14 protein-coding genes are annotated in these 16,114 nt (G+C 45.9%); 5 read left to right on the forward strand and 9 right to left on the reverse strand.

Features of this window, described 5'->3' with window-relative positions; all coding sequences use genetic code 11:
* The first annotated feature begins 39 nt into the window (after positions 1–39).
* The gene (locus IDJ77_RS11620; protein WP_191189120.1) at positions 40–792 is read left to right on the forward strand and encodes a DeoR/GlpR family DNA-binding transcription regulator; all 753 of its coding nucleotides are present in this window, start codon (positions 40–42) and stop codon (positions 790–792) included.
* On the opposite strand, the gene IDJ77_RS11625 is transcribed toward IDJ77_RS11620, so the two are convergent.
* On the reverse strand, positions 789–3,137 hold the full coding sequence (locus tag IDJ77_RS11625) for an alpha-L-rhamnosidase-related protein (RefSeq protein ID WP_191189121.1): 2,349 nt from the start codon (positions 3,135–3,137) through the stop codon (positions 789–791). The two genes, IDJ77_RS11620 and IDJ77_RS11625, sit on opposite strands and share 4 nt — an antisense overlap.
* 535 nt (positions 3,138–3,672) lie before the next feature.
* Between IDJ77_RS11625 and IDJ77_RS11630 the strand changes: the two genes are divergently transcribed.
* Entirely contained in the window at positions 3,673–4,014 is a 342-nt protein-coding gene (locus IDJ77_RS11630) for a hypothetical protein (protein WP_191189122.1), read from the forward strand.
* A 31-nt stretch (positions 4,015–4,045) separates the two neighbouring features.
* Here IDJ77_RS11630 and IDJ77_RS11635 read toward each other — a convergent pair whose 3' ends face one another.
* Positions 4,046–4,201 carry a hypothetical protein gene (locus IDJ77_RS11635; RefSeq protein ID WP_191189123.1) on the reverse strand — a complete coding sequence of 52 codons (156 nt, stop codon included), beginning with the start codon at positions 4,199–4,201 and terminating at the stop codon, positions 4,046–4,048.
* Positions 4,202–4,209: 8 nt separating this feature from the next.
* Positions 4,210–5,205 carry an IS1595 family transposase gene (locus IDJ77_RS11640; protein ID WP_191189124.1) on the reverse strand — a complete coding sequence of 332 codons (996 nt, stop codon included), beginning with the start codon at positions 5,203–5,205 and terminating at the stop codon, positions 4,210–4,212.
* A 100-nt stretch (positions 5,206–5,305) separates the two neighbouring features.
* Between IDJ77_RS11640 and IDJ77_RS11645 the strand changes: the two genes are divergently transcribed.
* Positions 5,306–5,812 (forward strand): hypothetical protein, encoded by a 507-nt coding sequence (locus IDJ77_RS11645; RefSeq protein WP_191189125.1) that lies wholly within the window; start codon positions 5,306–5,308, stop codon positions 5,810–5,812.
* Between the two features lie 178 nt (positions 5,813–5,990).
* Here IDJ77_RS11645 and rsmD read toward each other — a convergent pair whose 3' ends face one another.
* Entirely contained in the window at positions 5,991–6,536 is a 546-nt protein-coding gene (gene rsmD, locus IDJ77_RS11650; protein WP_191189126.1) for a 16S rRNA (guanine(966)-N(2))-methyltransferase RsmD, read from the reverse strand.
* Positions 6,512–7,324: a DUF3822 family protein gene (locus IDJ77_RS11655; protein WP_191189127.1), complete on the reverse strand. Its 813-nt coding sequence runs from the start codon at positions 7,322–7,324 to the stop codon at positions 6,512–6,514. Before IDJ77_RS11655 ends, rsmD begins: the two co-directional genes overlap by 25 nt.
* Before the next feature lie 68 nt (positions 7,325–7,392).
* On the opposite strand from IDJ77_RS11655, the gene IDJ77_RS11660 reads away from it, so the two are divergent.
* Positions 7,393–8,808, forward strand: coding sequence for an ATP-dependent DNA helicase (locus IDJ77_RS11660; RefSeq protein ID WP_191189128.1), 1,416 nt, complete (start codon positions 7,393–7,395; stop codon positions 8,806–8,808).
* Positions 8,809–8,905: 97 nt separating this feature from the next.
* On the opposite strand, the gene IDJ77_RS11665 is transcribed toward IDJ77_RS11660, so the two are convergent.
* The gene (locus IDJ77_RS11665; RefSeq protein ID WP_191189129.1) at positions 8,906–10,237 is read right to left on the reverse strand and encodes a sensor histidine kinase; all 1,332 of its coding nucleotides are present in this window, start codon (positions 10,235–10,237) and stop codon (positions 8,906–8,908) included.
* Between the two features lie 189 nt (positions 10,238–10,426).
* On the opposite strand from IDJ77_RS11665, the gene clpB reads away from it, so the two are divergent.
* Positions 10,427–13,018 carry an ATP-dependent chaperone ClpB gene (clpB, locus tag IDJ77_RS11670; protein ID WP_191189130.1) on the forward strand — a complete coding sequence of 864 codons (2,592 nt, stop codon included), beginning with the start codon at positions 10,427–10,429 and terminating at the stop codon, positions 13,016–13,018.
* 107 nt (positions 13,019–13,125) lie between these two features.
* On the opposite strand, the gene IDJ77_RS11675 is transcribed toward clpB, so the two are convergent.
* The 3 genes from IDJ77_RS11675 to IDJ77_RS11685 form a co-directional block, all read right to left on the reverse strand.
* Positions 13,126–14,325 carry an MFS transporter gene (locus IDJ77_RS11675; RefSeq protein ID WP_191189131.1) on the reverse strand — a complete coding sequence of 400 codons (1,200 nt, stop codon included), beginning with the start codon at positions 14,323–14,325 and terminating at the stop codon, positions 13,126–13,128.
* Between the two features lie 126 nt (positions 14,326–14,451).
* Positions 14,452–14,823 carry a hypothetical protein gene (locus IDJ77_RS11680; protein ID WP_191189132.1) on the reverse strand — a complete coding sequence of 124 codons (372 nt, stop codon included), beginning with the start codon at positions 14,821–14,823 and terminating at the stop codon, positions 14,452–14,454.
* 333 nt (positions 14,824–15,156) lie between these two features.
* Positions 15,157–16,029 (reverse strand): YitT family protein, encoded by an 873-nt coding sequence (locus tag IDJ77_RS11685; RefSeq protein WP_191189133.1) that lies wholly within the window; start codon positions 16,027–16,029, stop codon positions 15,157–15,159.
* Between the last annotated feature and the right edge of the window lie 85 nt (positions 16,030–16,114).

A 16,114-nucleotide genomic window follows, 5' to 3' on the forward strand; every position in this document is an offset into this window, starting at 1 on the left:
TATTATTGATTATATTTGAACAAATTAAAGCATAATAAAATGAACTTTCAAAAAAGGAAGCAAAAAATATTAGCGGAGCTGGATAAACAGGGCGAGGTAGATATAAAAAAGCTGGCCACAGACCTGGCTATCTCGGAAATTACCGCCCGGCGCGACCTTAACCAACTGGCTGCCGACGGCCTGCTTTACCGTACACATGGGGGCGCTGTTAAGGTAAACCCAAATGAGAAGCCGTACACCTTTGCCAACAAAACCGCGCAGAACGCGGCCGTAAAAGATGCTATTTGCCGCGTAGCAGCATCACAGATACAGGATGGTGACATTATTTTTATGGATTGCGGCAGTACGGTATTCCGCCTTTGCCAGTTCATTAAAAACAAGAAGATAAAAGTGATAACAAACTCCCTTCCTGTAATTTATGAGTTACAGGATAGCACGGTTAGCCTCAATATTATAGGAGGCGAACTGGATGCCGAACGACAGGCTGTACACGGCACCACCGCCAATGAGCACATTGCAAAATACCGGGCAACCAAAGCTTTTTTAGGGGTTGATGGGATCTCCATTAACGGCCTGTTTGCTAATAGCGAGAAAGAAGCGGGCATTACCACCGCCTTCGCTACCCATAGCGCCTATACTTACATGCTTTGCGATGCGGCAAAGATCGGTAAAGAAACCTACCTAAACTTTGCCGGGCTCAACCTTATTAGTGCCGTCGTCACCAACGCAAGCGCGGATAAACTCGTCGGGTTCGAAGAGCAGGGCGTAGCGCTGCTCTTCGCCAAATCTTAAATCACAAAAGAATTGTTCCCTGCTTTTAATGGATATGTTTTCGCCTTCCACACAAATATTCCCGTTGTGGCTTTCGGCAGGCTGATGTTTATCGTCCACTTGCCCTTCTCCAGCTTATAACCGGCTGCTACTTTACCGTTGGGGTGCGGGATATCGCCGCTGATATTAGTAAGCGTACCCAAATGCGGTTCTATCTTCACTTTACTAAAGCCCGGCGCATAGCTGTCTATTCCCAATACCGTCCTGAAGAACTCGATGTTCGGACTTGCGCCCCAGGCATGGCAATCAGAGCGGGAAGTGTTAACATCCGAATACTCGGCCCAGGTAGTAAGGCCCATAGCGATGTTTTCGCGATAGATGCCCAGCCAGTTCATATAATCGTTACCCAGGCCTGCTTTTACCAATGCCTGGTTTAGGTAATATTTAAAATAAACCGAGCATTGGATCAAGCTGGTATCCTTCAGCATCCCGCTTGCTACAGCTTTCATATCCGCGCCGCTCACCACGCCGGTTAGGATAGCCAGCGAATTGGCGTGCTGGGAGTAACCATTTTTCTCTTTGGTATCCGCGTACAGTTTCTTAACCGGGTCCCAGTACTTACGTTGTATGGTTGCCTTTAACTGCGCAGCCTTTTGGTTATATAGTTTCGCGTAATCCGGCAGGCCAATTTTTGCCTCCATCTCTGCCGCCCACTGGTATGCCCACAGCAATTGCAAATCATAAATAGCTGCGGTGCCATCTTTCGCGTCTACACCACCTGCAAAATTGCCCGACCAATCTACAAAGGCCCAATACGGGGTGTTCTTTACCGAGCCATCTGCCTGCTGATACTTGCTAAAGAAATCGAGCACGCCGCGTTCGCCAAGCAGTTTGTTCCTGATAAAATCGTTATCGCCGCGGTACATCCAGTAATCGTGCAGCATACCGATGTACCATAGCGAGAATGGCGAGATCACCTGCGTGCCGCGCGACGGGTAACAACTGGCTGTTATGCCTTCGGGTAAGCGGGAATGATCCATTTGGTTGAGTGCGTTACGCGCCAGGCGGTCGTCGCTGGTGTTGTAGTACGATACCATGGCCTGGATGCGAGTATCGCCAATGTATTGCAGCTGTTCGTAGTACGGGCAGTCGGTATAGGTTTCCCAGGCGTTAAGTCTCGCTGTAAGCCAGCCGATATCCAGCATTTGCGTCATTTCGGTTTTATCGGTATTCAACACCGCGGCGCGTTTAAATGGATAACCGGTGAAAGTACCGTAAAGGTCATCTATAACCAGTGGCTCATCTTTGGTTCTTACGATAAGCCTGATGTATCGGTACGTACGAAAGTTTAATGTGGTGAATGTTTGTCCCGCGCTGCCATCGGCTGTGAGGCTGTCTATCCTCGCTACAAATTCTTTTCCGTCTACATCGTCGCGGTTACCTTTAATAACGCCATTACTGCCTTTTTTGTAAAGCGATTCGGCATAGCCAAGAGAGATGCCGGCATCTTTGCCACCGCTGAAGTTTAAGGTAACATAAGCATTGGTTAGAAAAGTTTGATCAAGTATTAACGTAGCAAGGGTATTTGCCGGGATGGTTACCGGCACCTTTTCCGCAGGGAACGCTTGTGGCCTGTTTACACCAGCTGCACGGCGTACCTTAACCAGGCGCTGGTATACCATATCCCTTGCAGGCAGCGACGATGGTACCAATGCCCATTCTATTCCCCAGGCCGTGCCTTTAGGTCTGCCATCGGCCAGCTTAGATGTCGATGGCCAGGCAGTGTCGTCAAAACCAGGGGCGGTCCAATCGCCTTTAACCGCTTTGTTCATATCTACCATTTCGCCTTTGCTGGCGGCAAAAAAGTAACCCGGGACCGGCTGATGACCAATATCGCGGATGCCTTTCCAGGTATCGTTGGTGTTTAATATTTCTTCTGCCGGCGAATTCCCCTGTAAAATAAAACCTGTGCGTACGCTTATCTGCGCGGCGGGACTATAATTTGCCTCGTTCCAAACCAGCGCGGCTACGGTATTTTTCCCTGCGGAGAGATATGGCGCAAGATCTACCGTTTCATAGTTCCAATAATAGGTATCGCCGCGCGCGGGGCCAAGGGAAACCAGGGTACCGTTCACGAACAGTTTATAACGGTTATCTGCCGATACATGCACAATGAAGGAGCCCGGCTTAACAGCCAGCTCAATATTCTTCCTGAAATAAAATACACCATAACTGGTGCCGTTATCGCCCTGCGCTGCTATCCAATAGGAGTGCCATTGTTTTGGAGCGGTGGAAGTAGGAGTAGTTTGCGCATTAGCAAATTGAACCGAAAAAGCGAATAATAAGAATGTAAACAAGGCTCTCATGGAGATTATGAATTGGATAGACAATAATAAGAAAAGATTTAATAAATCGATTTAGCAAATGTTTATTTTTTTTCGTCATTGCGAGCGAAGCGCGGCAACCCTCGGCAAGCAGAGTGACTTGCAAATCCGACCTGCCTGCCGATGATTGCTTCGTCGCTTCGCTTCCCTCGCAAGGACGACGTCATTAACGAGGTGGTAAAAATTAAGGTAACTATATATTAGTTGGGACAAGATACTTACATTAAGTATTTTTTGATTTTACTTTCTATAAAAGAATTATTGAACGCCATGGCAATTGCAATGGCGTTTTTTTTATATTTGGTACAATTTATTGTAATAGCGAACTCGTTCAGGCTGTCGAACCGACTAAATTCTACAAAGCAAAGAACGTACATGAGTTTGAGTATCGCATGCCGTATGGCGTGGGGTTACTTATTCGTGTATGGGCTTTTAGTCGGGCCTGACAGCCGATGAGGCCTCACGCTTAATTTTATCAACCCGCCAAATAGGGGCTATGGCCATAACCCTTATTCACATGAAGAAGTATAAAGTTTTAGTAATGGTAATCCTTGGGATTGTAGTATTATTCTTATTTTTTACAAACCCTACGACAGAAGACTTTAAAAAAGAATGCCCTTATTACTCCCCTCGACAGAAAGATACAACCTTCGGAAATTACGTTGACCCCCATTTTATTGTTCGACGGGAAAGAAACTATTTTTTATTCAGCCGTTTCACATGGAGTAATTTAGAAATTGTAGGGATTGCTGGAAATTTCTTTGTAGCGAAAATTATACCAGGTCAACACAAAGTTATCTCCGATGGTATTACAATTTATGACGGATTCTACCCAAGTGAAGCAGAGAAAAACAAATGATTTAATGTTATTGCTTTATCTTAGCTTGACATTACTTTTCCGCATCTTTCCCATTATTGGTTGGAGGTGCAGGCTTACCTAAGAAAGAAGCTTTTATAACATCGTCAAAAGAACCATTGATCGCCAGCTTTGAATCGTAATTTTCAGAGCGAATCTTTGGTTCTTTTTTCTTTTTTTCTTTTGCCATATTCAAAGCTACTTAATTAATTCGGAATATGTCAAACGAGCATTGTTTACGCGTTTGATCGCATCTTCAAACCGAATAACATCAACTACACCACGGGTATTGTAGCGATATGAAAACTCATCACAATAACGATGAAGATGCTTATGGCTAACTTGATGGTATATACCAATTATACCGCGCTTAAGCAGCGACCAAAAACCCTCGATGGTATTTGTATGCTCATCTCCAACCGTAATATAATTACCATCCGTGTGCTTGATAGATACGTGATCAAAGTTCTTAGATAGTCCTAAGTATGACCTGTAAGCATCTGTGATGATTTTACTATTTGCTTTAACTGATGATAACATAATTGGGTGCAGCGTGGCAGCTGATGTGTCCTGGACAACATCCAGCCGTACTACAGACTGCTTAATAATTACCTTTTCTTTTACCGTACGACCAGGTATTACTTTATGAGGCCTTTCTATAATCTTGTATTCTTGCTTCTGCACAATTCCGATAACTGGCGTTTTATCAGCGGAGCTGCGGCCTTGCGACCCCTCGATCTTTTTGTTAGCATGCCTGTTCTTATTCTTTCCACCTACAAACGTTTCGTCGATCTCAACGCCGCCCTCTAACATTTCCGGTGCATTGTTAGCCAGCATTTCGCGAACACGGTGCAATAAAAACCATGCAGTTTTTTGAGTGATGTTTAGATCGCGGCTTAGTTGTAATGACGAAATACCTTTCTTATGAGCTGTGCCTAAATAAATTGCCGCGAACCAATATCGTAAAGAGATCTTCGTATTTTCAAAGATTGTTCCTGTCGTAACAGTAAACTTTTTATGGCATTCTTTAGCCTTACATTTATATCCACGGTTAGTTGTATAAGCACCAACGTTACCACAATGGGGGCAGCAAGGGGTTTCACCCCACCTGCTTTGGGCTAAGTAACTAATGCATGTACTTTCGTCTTTAAAGTAATCTAATACCTGAATAAGACTTTTGAATTTTGTTGTCATTGCGGTTGATTTTACTGATGCAAATATAATACTATTGTCCCAATATCTTACTAATTATTTATAATTAAATTAGTAACTTACGCGGACAAAACCTTACCAAATGTCAGAAGATATAATAAAGCAAATTAATGATAGGGCAATCGGTTTCCGAGGCACGATATTGAATCAAACTGTTATTTTAGAGAAAGCAATAGATCAGTATATTTCAAAATATTTAACTCCGGATGTAAATAAACAAAATGAAATTATTAGTCTACTGTTAGACCGAATGAATTTTGAAGGTAAAAGAACTACGTTAAGGGCGATTTTGGAGAAAAAAGACCTGGAAAATAATATTGTTAAAACCAAGAATAAACCATCAAAGAATAAGCCATTACTTGAAAGCATAAGGCAAATAAACGACTTGAGAAACTACATGGCTCATTACCTTGTCTTAACAATTGGGGAAGCTTTAACAAAATTCCCGGAGGAAATAGGCTTTATAGAATTCAGAGATAGTGTAAAAGTACATTGGATTACGAATGAAGTATTCATCGATAATGTTCGAGAAATTCAAGAAATATCAAAATTAATTTCATCCATGACAACGAAATTGAAATCCACTTGATCCCCTCTTGCGCATCTTATGCATGCTTCAGAATTGCCGTCATAGGGGCTCAAATGCAATACAAATATACAATATAATTAGATTAATAAAAAGCAGGTAATTAGGGGTGACTAATTTTATTTATTAGTCGATTATCTTGTCCCAACTAATATATAGTTACCAAAATTAAATTCTTTTGTCAGACGGTTTCCTTTTCCTTAAAAAACGAAAACGAGGAATGCCCGTACTTGCGCTGCTCCACAAAGGCAGGATGGTTGCTCAGGTTCTGCATCGACTGGTGCTCTACAATGAGGAGGCCGCCGGGTTTTAGCAGGTTTTTATGGAATACTATTTTGGGGATCTCGGGGATCTTGTTGAGGTCGTACGGAGGGTCGGCGAATATGAGGTCGTATTGCTCGGTTTCCATATCGAGGTATTTAAATACGTCGGCTTTAAAGGTTTGTATCTGCTCTAAGCCGTGCTGGCGTGCGGTGTCTTTCAAATAAAACACGCATTGCTGGGTTCGGTCTACACTGGTGACCTGCGAGGCACCACGCGAAGCAAATTCCATGGAAATGTTTCCGGTACCGCTAAACAGGTCGAGCACGGTAATGTCTTCAAACTCTATTTGATTGAGCAGGATGTTGAAGAGCGCCTCCTTGGCCAGATCGGTAGTTGGGCGTACGGGTAAATTCGTTGGCGGGTTAAGCCGCAGTCCCTTTAGTTTTCCTCCGATGATGCGCATAGCGATAAAGCAGCAAGGCTGAGTATTTTATGAGGTACAACCTGCTCGGGCAGTACAAGTACTTTGGTATCGTTTATTTTCACATTGCCAAAAAACTCGGCCAGGTAGGTAAAGCTTTTATCAGAGGCGTTTACATCTCCACTAAGCACCAGGGTGAGGTTCTCGGGGCTTAAACCCAGTTCTTCAGCAACAAAGGCGCTGAAATAGGCCAGCTCTTCGTGGTTTTTATAGGGGAAAAGATTATAAAAACGCAGCTTGTTATCAGTAAAATTCAATATTTCTACCGTTCCGTTCTCAATATTGAGGTAAAGATCGGTGCTGGTAGGGTAGTTGTTGGCCACAGCGGTGATCCAGCCTTTAGCCCGGTAAACGATGGTTTCATTGGCAAACACGCCCTGCGCGGCAGATGCGGCTTCATCAACCTTATAAATAATGGTGTTTTTGCTATCCAGCGGCTGCGCGTAAACACTGTCGGTCTCGGCAACATCCAGTAAACGGGCAATATTGGCAGAATATTCGTTATCAAACAATGCCTCGGGTACCAAGGTAAAGGCGCCCGATGTTAAGCCCGTAATTACTTGCTTGTAGTTAGCCGTTAAAACGTCCTGCAGTTCCTGCGGGTTAGCTAGCTCGCCGAGCGGGCAATTTTCGGCCCAGGCCAAAAGTTTTTTGTTGTGGGCGATGGCATAGCTAAAGCTATGCGGATCAACTTGTAATAACAAATTGTAGTTAGCGGCCTCGCTAAGGCTCAATTGCTCATCGGTGTATTTGTAGTTATGCTCGCTCATGCAGGGTTTAACAAAAGTAATATTTTTTCGCAGTACTTAATTAAGATGTTTATCAGCATTTTTGCTCCGTGCCCGTATCAGAACAAATATCCGCGTCCTTTCCGCATCAGCCAAACGCACAGCAGGCCGAACTATTTGGCAAACTGCACCGCTTTTTGCTGAGCGATGATGGCGACGAGTGCTTCATCCTGCGTGGCTATGCCGGTACGGGTAAAACAACCGTTGTGGGGGCATTGGTAAGCGCTTTAAGGGCTTACGAATATAAGTCCGTACTACTGGCACCTACGGGCCGTGCCGCCAAGGTGATCACCAATTACAGCGGGCGCAAGGCTTTCACCATCCACAAGCGCATCTACCGCAAAAAATCGGCAGTGAATATGGATGAGGCCTTTAAGCTGAACGATAACCTGCAAACCAATACGCTTTTTATTGTGGATGAGGCTTCCATGATCTCTGATGAGCATAGTGGGTTCAATGGCTCTACCTTATTGCAGGACCTGGTAAGCTATGTGTACAATGGCCGCAATTGCAAACTGATGCTGGTTGGCGATACCGCGCAGCTGCCACCGGTTGGCTCGATAGACAGCCCGGCATTGGATGCTAAGCTGATGAAGGATAAATTCATGATGGCCATCCATAGTTACGAACTAACCGACGTATTACGCCAGCAGCAGGATTCGGGCATCCTGTTCAACGTTACCGAAGTGCGGGATATCATCCGCCGCGAAGAGGAGGAATATCCGCAAATTGTTACCGAAGGTTTTAAGGATGTGATTCGTATGACCGGCGCCGACCTGGAAGAAGAGTTAAGCACCGCTTATCACAAATACGGTTACGATGGCACGCTCATCATTTGCCGCAGCAACAAAAACGCCAACCAGTATAATATGCAGATCCGCAACCGTATTTTAATGCGGGAGGAGGAACTCACAGGCGGCGACCAGCTGATGATCGTACGCAATAATTATTTCTGGCTGCAAACCGAAGAGGAAGGCAGCACCGCCTTCATCGCCAATGGCGACATTGTGAAACTGCGCAAAGTACGCCGGATGGAAGAGATGTACGGCTTCCGCTTCGCGGATGTGCAGCTGGAGTTTATAGATTACGCCGAGGACCCGGTGCTGGATTGCAAGATATTAATTGATACGCTGTACTCCGAGGCGCCCGCACTAACACCCGATAAGCAAAAGCAACTGTACCTGGAAGTGATGAAGGATTACGACCATATCCCCAATAAACGCGCCAAGCACGAGGAACTAAAAAAGAATCCATACTATAATGCCCTGCAGGTGAAATTCGCATACGCCATTACCTGCCACAAAGCCCAGGGCGGCCAGTGGGAAGCCGTTTTTGTAGACCAGGGCTACCTCACCGAAGAAATGGTGAACACCGATTTCCTCCGCTGGTTCTACACCGCTTGTACCCGCGCAACGGAAAAACTTTATCTGGTGAATTTTAACGAGAAATTCTTTGTTGGTTCATAGTTTATGGTTGATAGATCATAGCAACTCCTGAACGCTACCGGCGACTGCAAACCACAGTCCGGCTATGAACCATGAACTATCACCTATGAACTACTATCTATTCCGCCTGCGGCAATTCTATCGTAAACATGCTGCCTTTGCCTTCCACACTTTGCACATAGATTTTGCCGTTGTGGCTTTCTACGATCTGTTTTACAATACTGAGCCCGATACCGGTAGACTGTTCGCCTTTTAAACCGGTACGGCCCGCGCCGCTGAAACGGTCGAAAATTTTGGGTAGCATCTCTTTGGGGATGCCCAGGCCGTGGTCGATTACTTTGATAATAACGCGCTCTTTTATCCGGTTCAGGTGGATCTCCACCTTATCGTTCTCCTTAGAGAATTTAAGGGCATTGCTCACCAGGTTATCAATCACCCTCGGGAATTTCTCGTGGTTTATCATCACGTAGACGGCCTTTACGTCACTCATCAACACCACGTTATTTTTACCTTTTTGCTGTATCAGCCAGGCGTTTACAATGTCCTGTAGCATTTGGTTAAGTTCGGTACGGCGGGTATCAAAACCGGCGCTGCCCTCGCTGCGCGCGGCTTCCAGCAGGTCATCAATAATGGTACGCGCCTTTACGCAGCTTTCGCGCATCATGTTCAGGTTATCCTGGGTATCCTCGTCTATATCTTCCAGCTCCATCATCATCGCCAGCGACTCTACCGCAGCTATAGGGTTGCGCAGGTCGTGTGCCACAGTGCCCAATACCTCGTTTTTAAAGATGTTGGCTTTCTCAATAACTGTATTCTTCTCGCGGATCTCGATGATCTGCAGGTAATAGCTTGCCTTGTAGGAGAAAAAGTAACGTGATGTTAAATAGAAACCCGCCAGGAGTATCATGGAGATCATCTGGTTGTACGTCATCTCGGTAGCGTCGGCCTGGGCATGGAAAAGCAATATGGTGAACAACAGCTCGATACTCACCAGCAAAACCACAGTTTCATAATACTCAAACACAAAAAGCACGCTCACCATACTTAGCGCCAGCAGGTAAAGCGTGAGGGCGTTGCTTGGGTCGGCAGTAGCAATAAAGCTGGAATACATGCCGCAGATGATGATATAAAGCGAGAACGAAAATACAAACAGGGCCATGCCAGCCGAACCTCTCTTGGTTTCGCGGAAGTTATTAATCAACAGGTGGCTGCCGAGGTAAAAGAATGGGGTAACAACAATATAGATCCAGTTGGTAAAGCTAAATTCGGGGAAGTTTTGGGCCTTGGTTAAGCTTTCGGGAAATATGTGATAAAGGATCCTCAGGATAAGGTTTAGTATCAGGAAAATAAAACTCGCGGTACGCACCCCCAGTAAATTCTGGTAAGTATAATAATTGCGATAAGCAACATTGTACTTTGCCGGCAGTTTCGAAAAAAAATGAGTATCCAAGGTTTAATTTAGTAAGGGTTCTCCAAAAGTACCAATTTTGTAATCAAAAATAATATTTTTCCGCTTAAAGAAATACAATATGGCCGATTACGAAAACTGGTGTTGCCAAAATGACCGACCCAAACAATTTTAAATGTCAAATTTTCCTGAACGTAACCGTGGCAATAGATTTGAGCTTACCTTGATACCATGAATTTCAACAATTTTACCATCAAAGCACAGGAGGCCGTGCAAAAGGCATCCGAAATAGCAACCGGCAACCAGCAGCAGGCCATCGAGACCGCGCACCTGTTAAAAGGGCTGCTTTTGGTTGATGAAAACGTAATAACTTACCTGCTGAAAAAGCTGAATGTCAACCTGAACAGGCTGAACGAAACGCTTGATACGCAGATAGCATCGTTCCCCAAAGTAAGCGGGAGCAATGTATACCTGTCTTCGGCAGTAAACAGCGCTTTGCAGAAAGCACAATCATACCTCAAAGAATTTAAAGACGAGTTTGTATCGGTAGAGCACCTATTGCTGGGCGTTTTAGCCGCAGGCGATAAAACCGCATCGGCGCTTAAAGATTTCGGCGTAAACGAAAAAGATCTGAAGAAGGCTATCGTGGAATTGCGCGGCGATAATAAAGTGACCGACCAAAACGCCGAAGCCACCTACAACGCGCTTAATAAGTACGCCCGCGATCTTAACGAATACGCCGAAAGCGGCAAACTCGACCCGGTGATCGGCCGTGATGAAGAAATTCGCCGAGTCATCCAAATCTTATCGCGCCGTACCAAAAACAACCCTATACTGGTAGGTGAACCGGGGGTTGGTAAAACAGCCATTGCCGAAGGTATTGCCTTTCGGATCATCAAAGGCGACGTGCCCGAAAGCCTGAAAACAAAAACTGTTTTCTCGCTGGATATGGGCGCGCTCATAGCCGGTGCCAAATATAAAGGCGAATTTGAAGAACGCCTGAAAGCTGTTATCAAAGAAGTGATCCAAAGCGATGGCGAGATCATTCTGTTCATCGATGAGATCCACACCTTAGTTGGTGCAGGTAGTGGCGAAGGTGCTATGGATGCGGCCAATATATTAAAACCGGCCCTGGCCCGTGGCGAATTAAGAGCCATTGGCGCCACTACGCTGAATGAGTATCAAAAATATGTAGAAAAGGATAAGGCCCTCGAGCGCCGTTTCCAGAAGGTGATGGTGGGCGAGCCGGATACTGCCGATGCGATATCTATCCTCCGTGGATTGAAAGAGCGCTACGAAGCACACCACAAGGTGCGGATCCGCGATGAGGCCATTATTGCTTCGGTAGAGATGTCGCAGCGCTATATATCTGATAGGTTTTTGCCGGATAAGGCGATCGATTTGATGGACGAGGCAGCTTCAAAACTCCGGTTGGAGATGGATTCCGTTCCCGAAGCGGTGGATGAACTCGAACGCCGCATTATGCAGCTGGAAATTGAGCGCGAGGCTATCAAACGAGAAAAAGACGACCGCAAGGTTGCCGAATTGAGCGAAGAAATTGCCAACCTGTCTGCCCAGCGCGATTCATTACGTGCTAAATGGCAGGGCGAAAAAGATCTTGTAGACGGTATCAACCAAAAGGTTGAGCAGATAGAGAATTACAAGCTGGAAGCCGAGCAGGCCGAACGTGCGGGCGACTACGGTAAAGTAGCCGAATTGCGCTACGGCACCATCGTACAGGCGCAGCAGGAAGTAGAAAAACTAAAGGCTGCTTTGGCCGAAAACGCCGACGACAGCCGTATGCTGAAAGAGGAAGTTACTGCCGACGATATTGCCGGTGTGGTAAGCCGCTGGACGGGCATCCCGGTAAGCAAAATGATCCAAAGCGAGCGCGAAAAACTGCTGCAGCTGGAAGAAGAATTGCACAAGCGCGTAGCAGGGCAGGAGGAAGCTATCGAAGCCATTAGTGATGCTATACGCCGTAGCCGCGCAGGGTTACAGGATAAACGCAAGCCGATCGGCTCGTTCATTTTCCTGGGGACTACCGGCGTGGGTAAAACAGAATTAGCCAAAGCATTGGCGGAGTATTTGTTTAACGACGAGAATTCGCTGGTGAGGATTGATATGAGCGAGTACCAGGAACGCCATTCAGTTTCGCGACTGATAGGAGCGCCTCCGGGCTATGTGGGTTATGATGAAGGCGGTCAGTTGACCGAAGCCGTACGCCGCAAACCGTACAGCGTGGTATTGTTGGATGAAATAGAAAAAGCTCACCCGGATGTATTCAATATCCTGCTGCAGGTGCTGGATGACGGACACTTAACCGATAACAAAGGCCGTGTAGTGAACTTTAAAAACACCATTATCATCATGACCTCCAACATCGGCTCCAACATCATCCAGGAGAACTTCCAGGATCTGGAGGACAAGAACCGCGACGAGGTGATCGCTAAAACCAAGAACGACTTGTTCAATGTTTTACGCGCTACTATCCGCCCCGAGTTTTTGAACCGGATAGACGAGATCATCATGTTTACGCCGCTAAGCCGCGACGAGATAACCGACATTGTGAAACTGCAATTCAAACAATTGCAAAACACATTGGCCGAGTTAGGCATCACCATCGAAGCATCGGAAGAAGCGCTCGACTGGCTGGCACAACTGGGTTACGACCCGCAATTTGGTGCCCGCCCGCTGAAACGCGTGATACAGAAAAAGATAATGAACGAACTGTCGAAACAGATCTTATCCGGTGCGGTAGATCGCGACAGCAAGATAAAACTGGATATGTTTGATAACAACTTTGTGTTTATGAACTCTTGATGGTGAGTGGTGAGTGGAGAATAGTGAGTGGTTAAAACACAAGTTGAAAATATAGTTCAGCATGGAGAGCTGCCCGGGAGGGCGGCTCTTTTTTGTTTGAGGGATGTCTACGCCAGCACCTCATTCTCCACCGCTTCTTCCTTTTTAACGGGTTCGCGGCGCAGAAACATGTAAGCGAGCGCTATTACTGTAATACCCGCCGTAGCGTAGATGATGTAGGGCACCTGGCTTATTACGTCCTGGTAATACCAGCCGGCAACCAGTGCGCCAAGCCCGATACCTGCTTCCAAAGAAATATACATGGTGGCAATGGCCTTGCCGCGATGGCTGGGCTGGCTCATGTCAATCGTCCAGGCGTTGAGTGCGGGCGACAGGATGCCCTGCGATACCCCATAAAGTGTAGCACCCAACAATAAACCCGTAACCGTGTGCGCATAGGCTACCACTATAAGTGCCAGTACAAGCAATACCAGCCCGACCTTAATAACAACTAAGCGACCGTATCTATCAGATACCTTGCCGGCCACAAAACGGATAACCAACGAAGCAATGGTGAACACCATAAAAAACAAACCTTTATTGGCGATGCCGAGATGGTGGCTCCAGTCGGGGATAAGCGTGAGGATAGCCCCGTATGACATATAGGATAAGAGCGTTACGATGGCTGCGGGCAAAACCTCTACCGCAATAATATCCTTGCGGGAGATCTTAAACATGCCCAGGTTAAAGCGCTCTCGTTCTTTCAGAGTCTCGCGCATATTCATCAGTATGGCGATAGACATCAGCGCGAAGAACGATGAGGTATAAAAAAGCGTATTAAGTGAATGTGCCATCCTGATGGCGCTGCCAATGGCGGGCCCAACCGCCATACCCGTGCTAAAGCAAATGCCGTGCATCCCCAAAGCCTCGCCCCAGCGTTCACGCGGTACAATGTCCGCTACATAAGCCGAGGTAGCCGTAGGTTTAAAGCCGGTAGAGAACCCGTGTAGTAACCGCAAAAACAAAAAGCCAGAAACCGTGCTGAGCACCGGGTATAAAAAGCCGCAGATAAAACAAACAACCGAGCCTACTGCCATCACCGGTACACGGCCAAGCTTATCGGTAAGGCGGCCGCTAAACGGGCGGGAAATGCCGGCGGTAAGCGTAAACAAAGCAACGATGAGGCCTTTGTGTTCGCCGCCGCCCATGCTACTAAGGTAGGCAGGTAACTCGGGGATGAGCATATTGTAACTTGCCGAAAACAAAAGCGAACTAAGGCAAACCAACCCGAAATGGAGTGTATAAATAGAATTTGCGGATTTAGTCATTAACCTTTATGCGTGTAAAGGGCGCAATTTAACCTTTCTGTTTTATTATTTACGATTGAAAATTCGTGTTTAACAAAAAACGCCCCTGCTTTTAGGCAGAGGCGCTCACCATTATTATACTAACAATTACTGCAAAAACACGTAGGTTTTTTTGCCAAATTCTTTATACACACTCAGTTGTTTGGTAACTACTTTGTTGTTTGATGTTACCGCCATGGTGTAGTTACCATAAGGCAGCTCAGACAGGTTGTAACCTTTTTCTACCGACTCTTTGCTCGGCAGGTAATCGGTCATTACTTCATTGTTTTCGCTATCGTAAAACCTTACATAAGCGCGGCCGGTTGTTTCTTTTTGGATGCTAACGCCAACCACCAAATTTTTAGGCGATGCCTGTACGCTGATCTCGTCTTGCGCAGCAGTGGTTTTTGCAGGGGTTGCAGCAAAAACGCTTGTACTTACTAATAATAAAAGGGCTGCTAATTTGATTGAATTTTTCATGATATTTTTTAATTTTTGATTGTTAAATAAATTGTTTCGTTTGTTTCAATACCCAAAGCAACAACAATAAATTCAACCCCAAAAACCAAATAGACCACCGCGGGGAATATATAGACGTACTGCCAATAACAGCCGTTAAAGCCTAATTATCAGTGTTTAATGTAAAAACAAGTGTTCGTCGACCGTTTTTAGGGCTTCGTCGGGCAGGAGCGGAGCCTCATCGAATTTAGGAGGAATTTGGCCTGTAAAAGGGGTGATATAATATCGAATGATGATTTGGAAGCTGCCTTCATCATTCAGCCTCCAAAATTCATTATTCGATATTCAACACACTTAGTGCCTTGCCCGTTTCTTGAGCACACCGCCGGCAGCCTCTTTAATAGTGCTGGTGAAGATAAAAGCTTTGGGGTCAATCTCGTGCACCAGGTTGCGAAGGCGCCTTACCTCTAAGCGGGTTATTACGGTAAAAACAATATCCACCGGCTGGCTGATGTCGAAACTTTCCTTTAAAAAACCACGCTCGCCTTTATACACGGTTATCCCGCGGCCAAGCTCCATCACCAAACGTTCTTTTACCAGTTGGCTTTGGGCAGATATAATGGTTACCCCTGTGTATTCCTCCAAGCCCTCTATCACAAAGCTGATGGTTTTGGAGGCGGTGTAATACGTCATGATAGAATATAGCGCGGTAGGCAGCCCTAATTCAAAGGCAGCGATCAGGAAGATGATAATATTGATGCCGAGGATAATTTCGCTGATGGTGAAGCTGATACGCTTACCAGTATACAATGCCAACACCTCTATACCATCCAGTGCGCAGCCGCCGCGAATAGCCAATCCAACGCCAATCCCCATAAACACCCCGCCGAATATCGATACCAGCAATTTATCTTTTGTTATATCATTGGGGAACGGCATAAATTGCAGGCATAAGCCAAGCACAATAATGGCCGCCAGGGTTTTCGCCGCGAAGGCTTTATTTACCTGGAAAGCGCCCATAATAATGAATGGTATATTGAGCAACACGATCACTACTGCAATATTAAAGTGTGTTAATTCGTGCAGCAGCAGGCTCATACCGGTTACACCGCCATCAAAAAAAGCGTTGGGGATTAAAAAGCTTTTAAGGGCAAACCCGCAGAACAGGATGCCCGCTAAGGTGTAGGCGGTATCGGTTAACCAATGTGCAATGTTAGAGCTCTTCATTCAGTATGCTGATTTACAGTAACTTTCGATGTGATAATTAAAGCATTAAAATCGCAGGGCTATTGAGTAATTGCCCGTACGTTTT

Origin of the sequence: Mucilaginibacter pankratovii (genome assembly GCF_014773265.1) — a bacterium.
Classification (GTDB): Bacteria; Bacteroidota; Bacteroidia; order Sphingobacteriales; family Sphingobacteriaceae; genus Mucilaginibacter; species Mucilaginibacter pankratovii.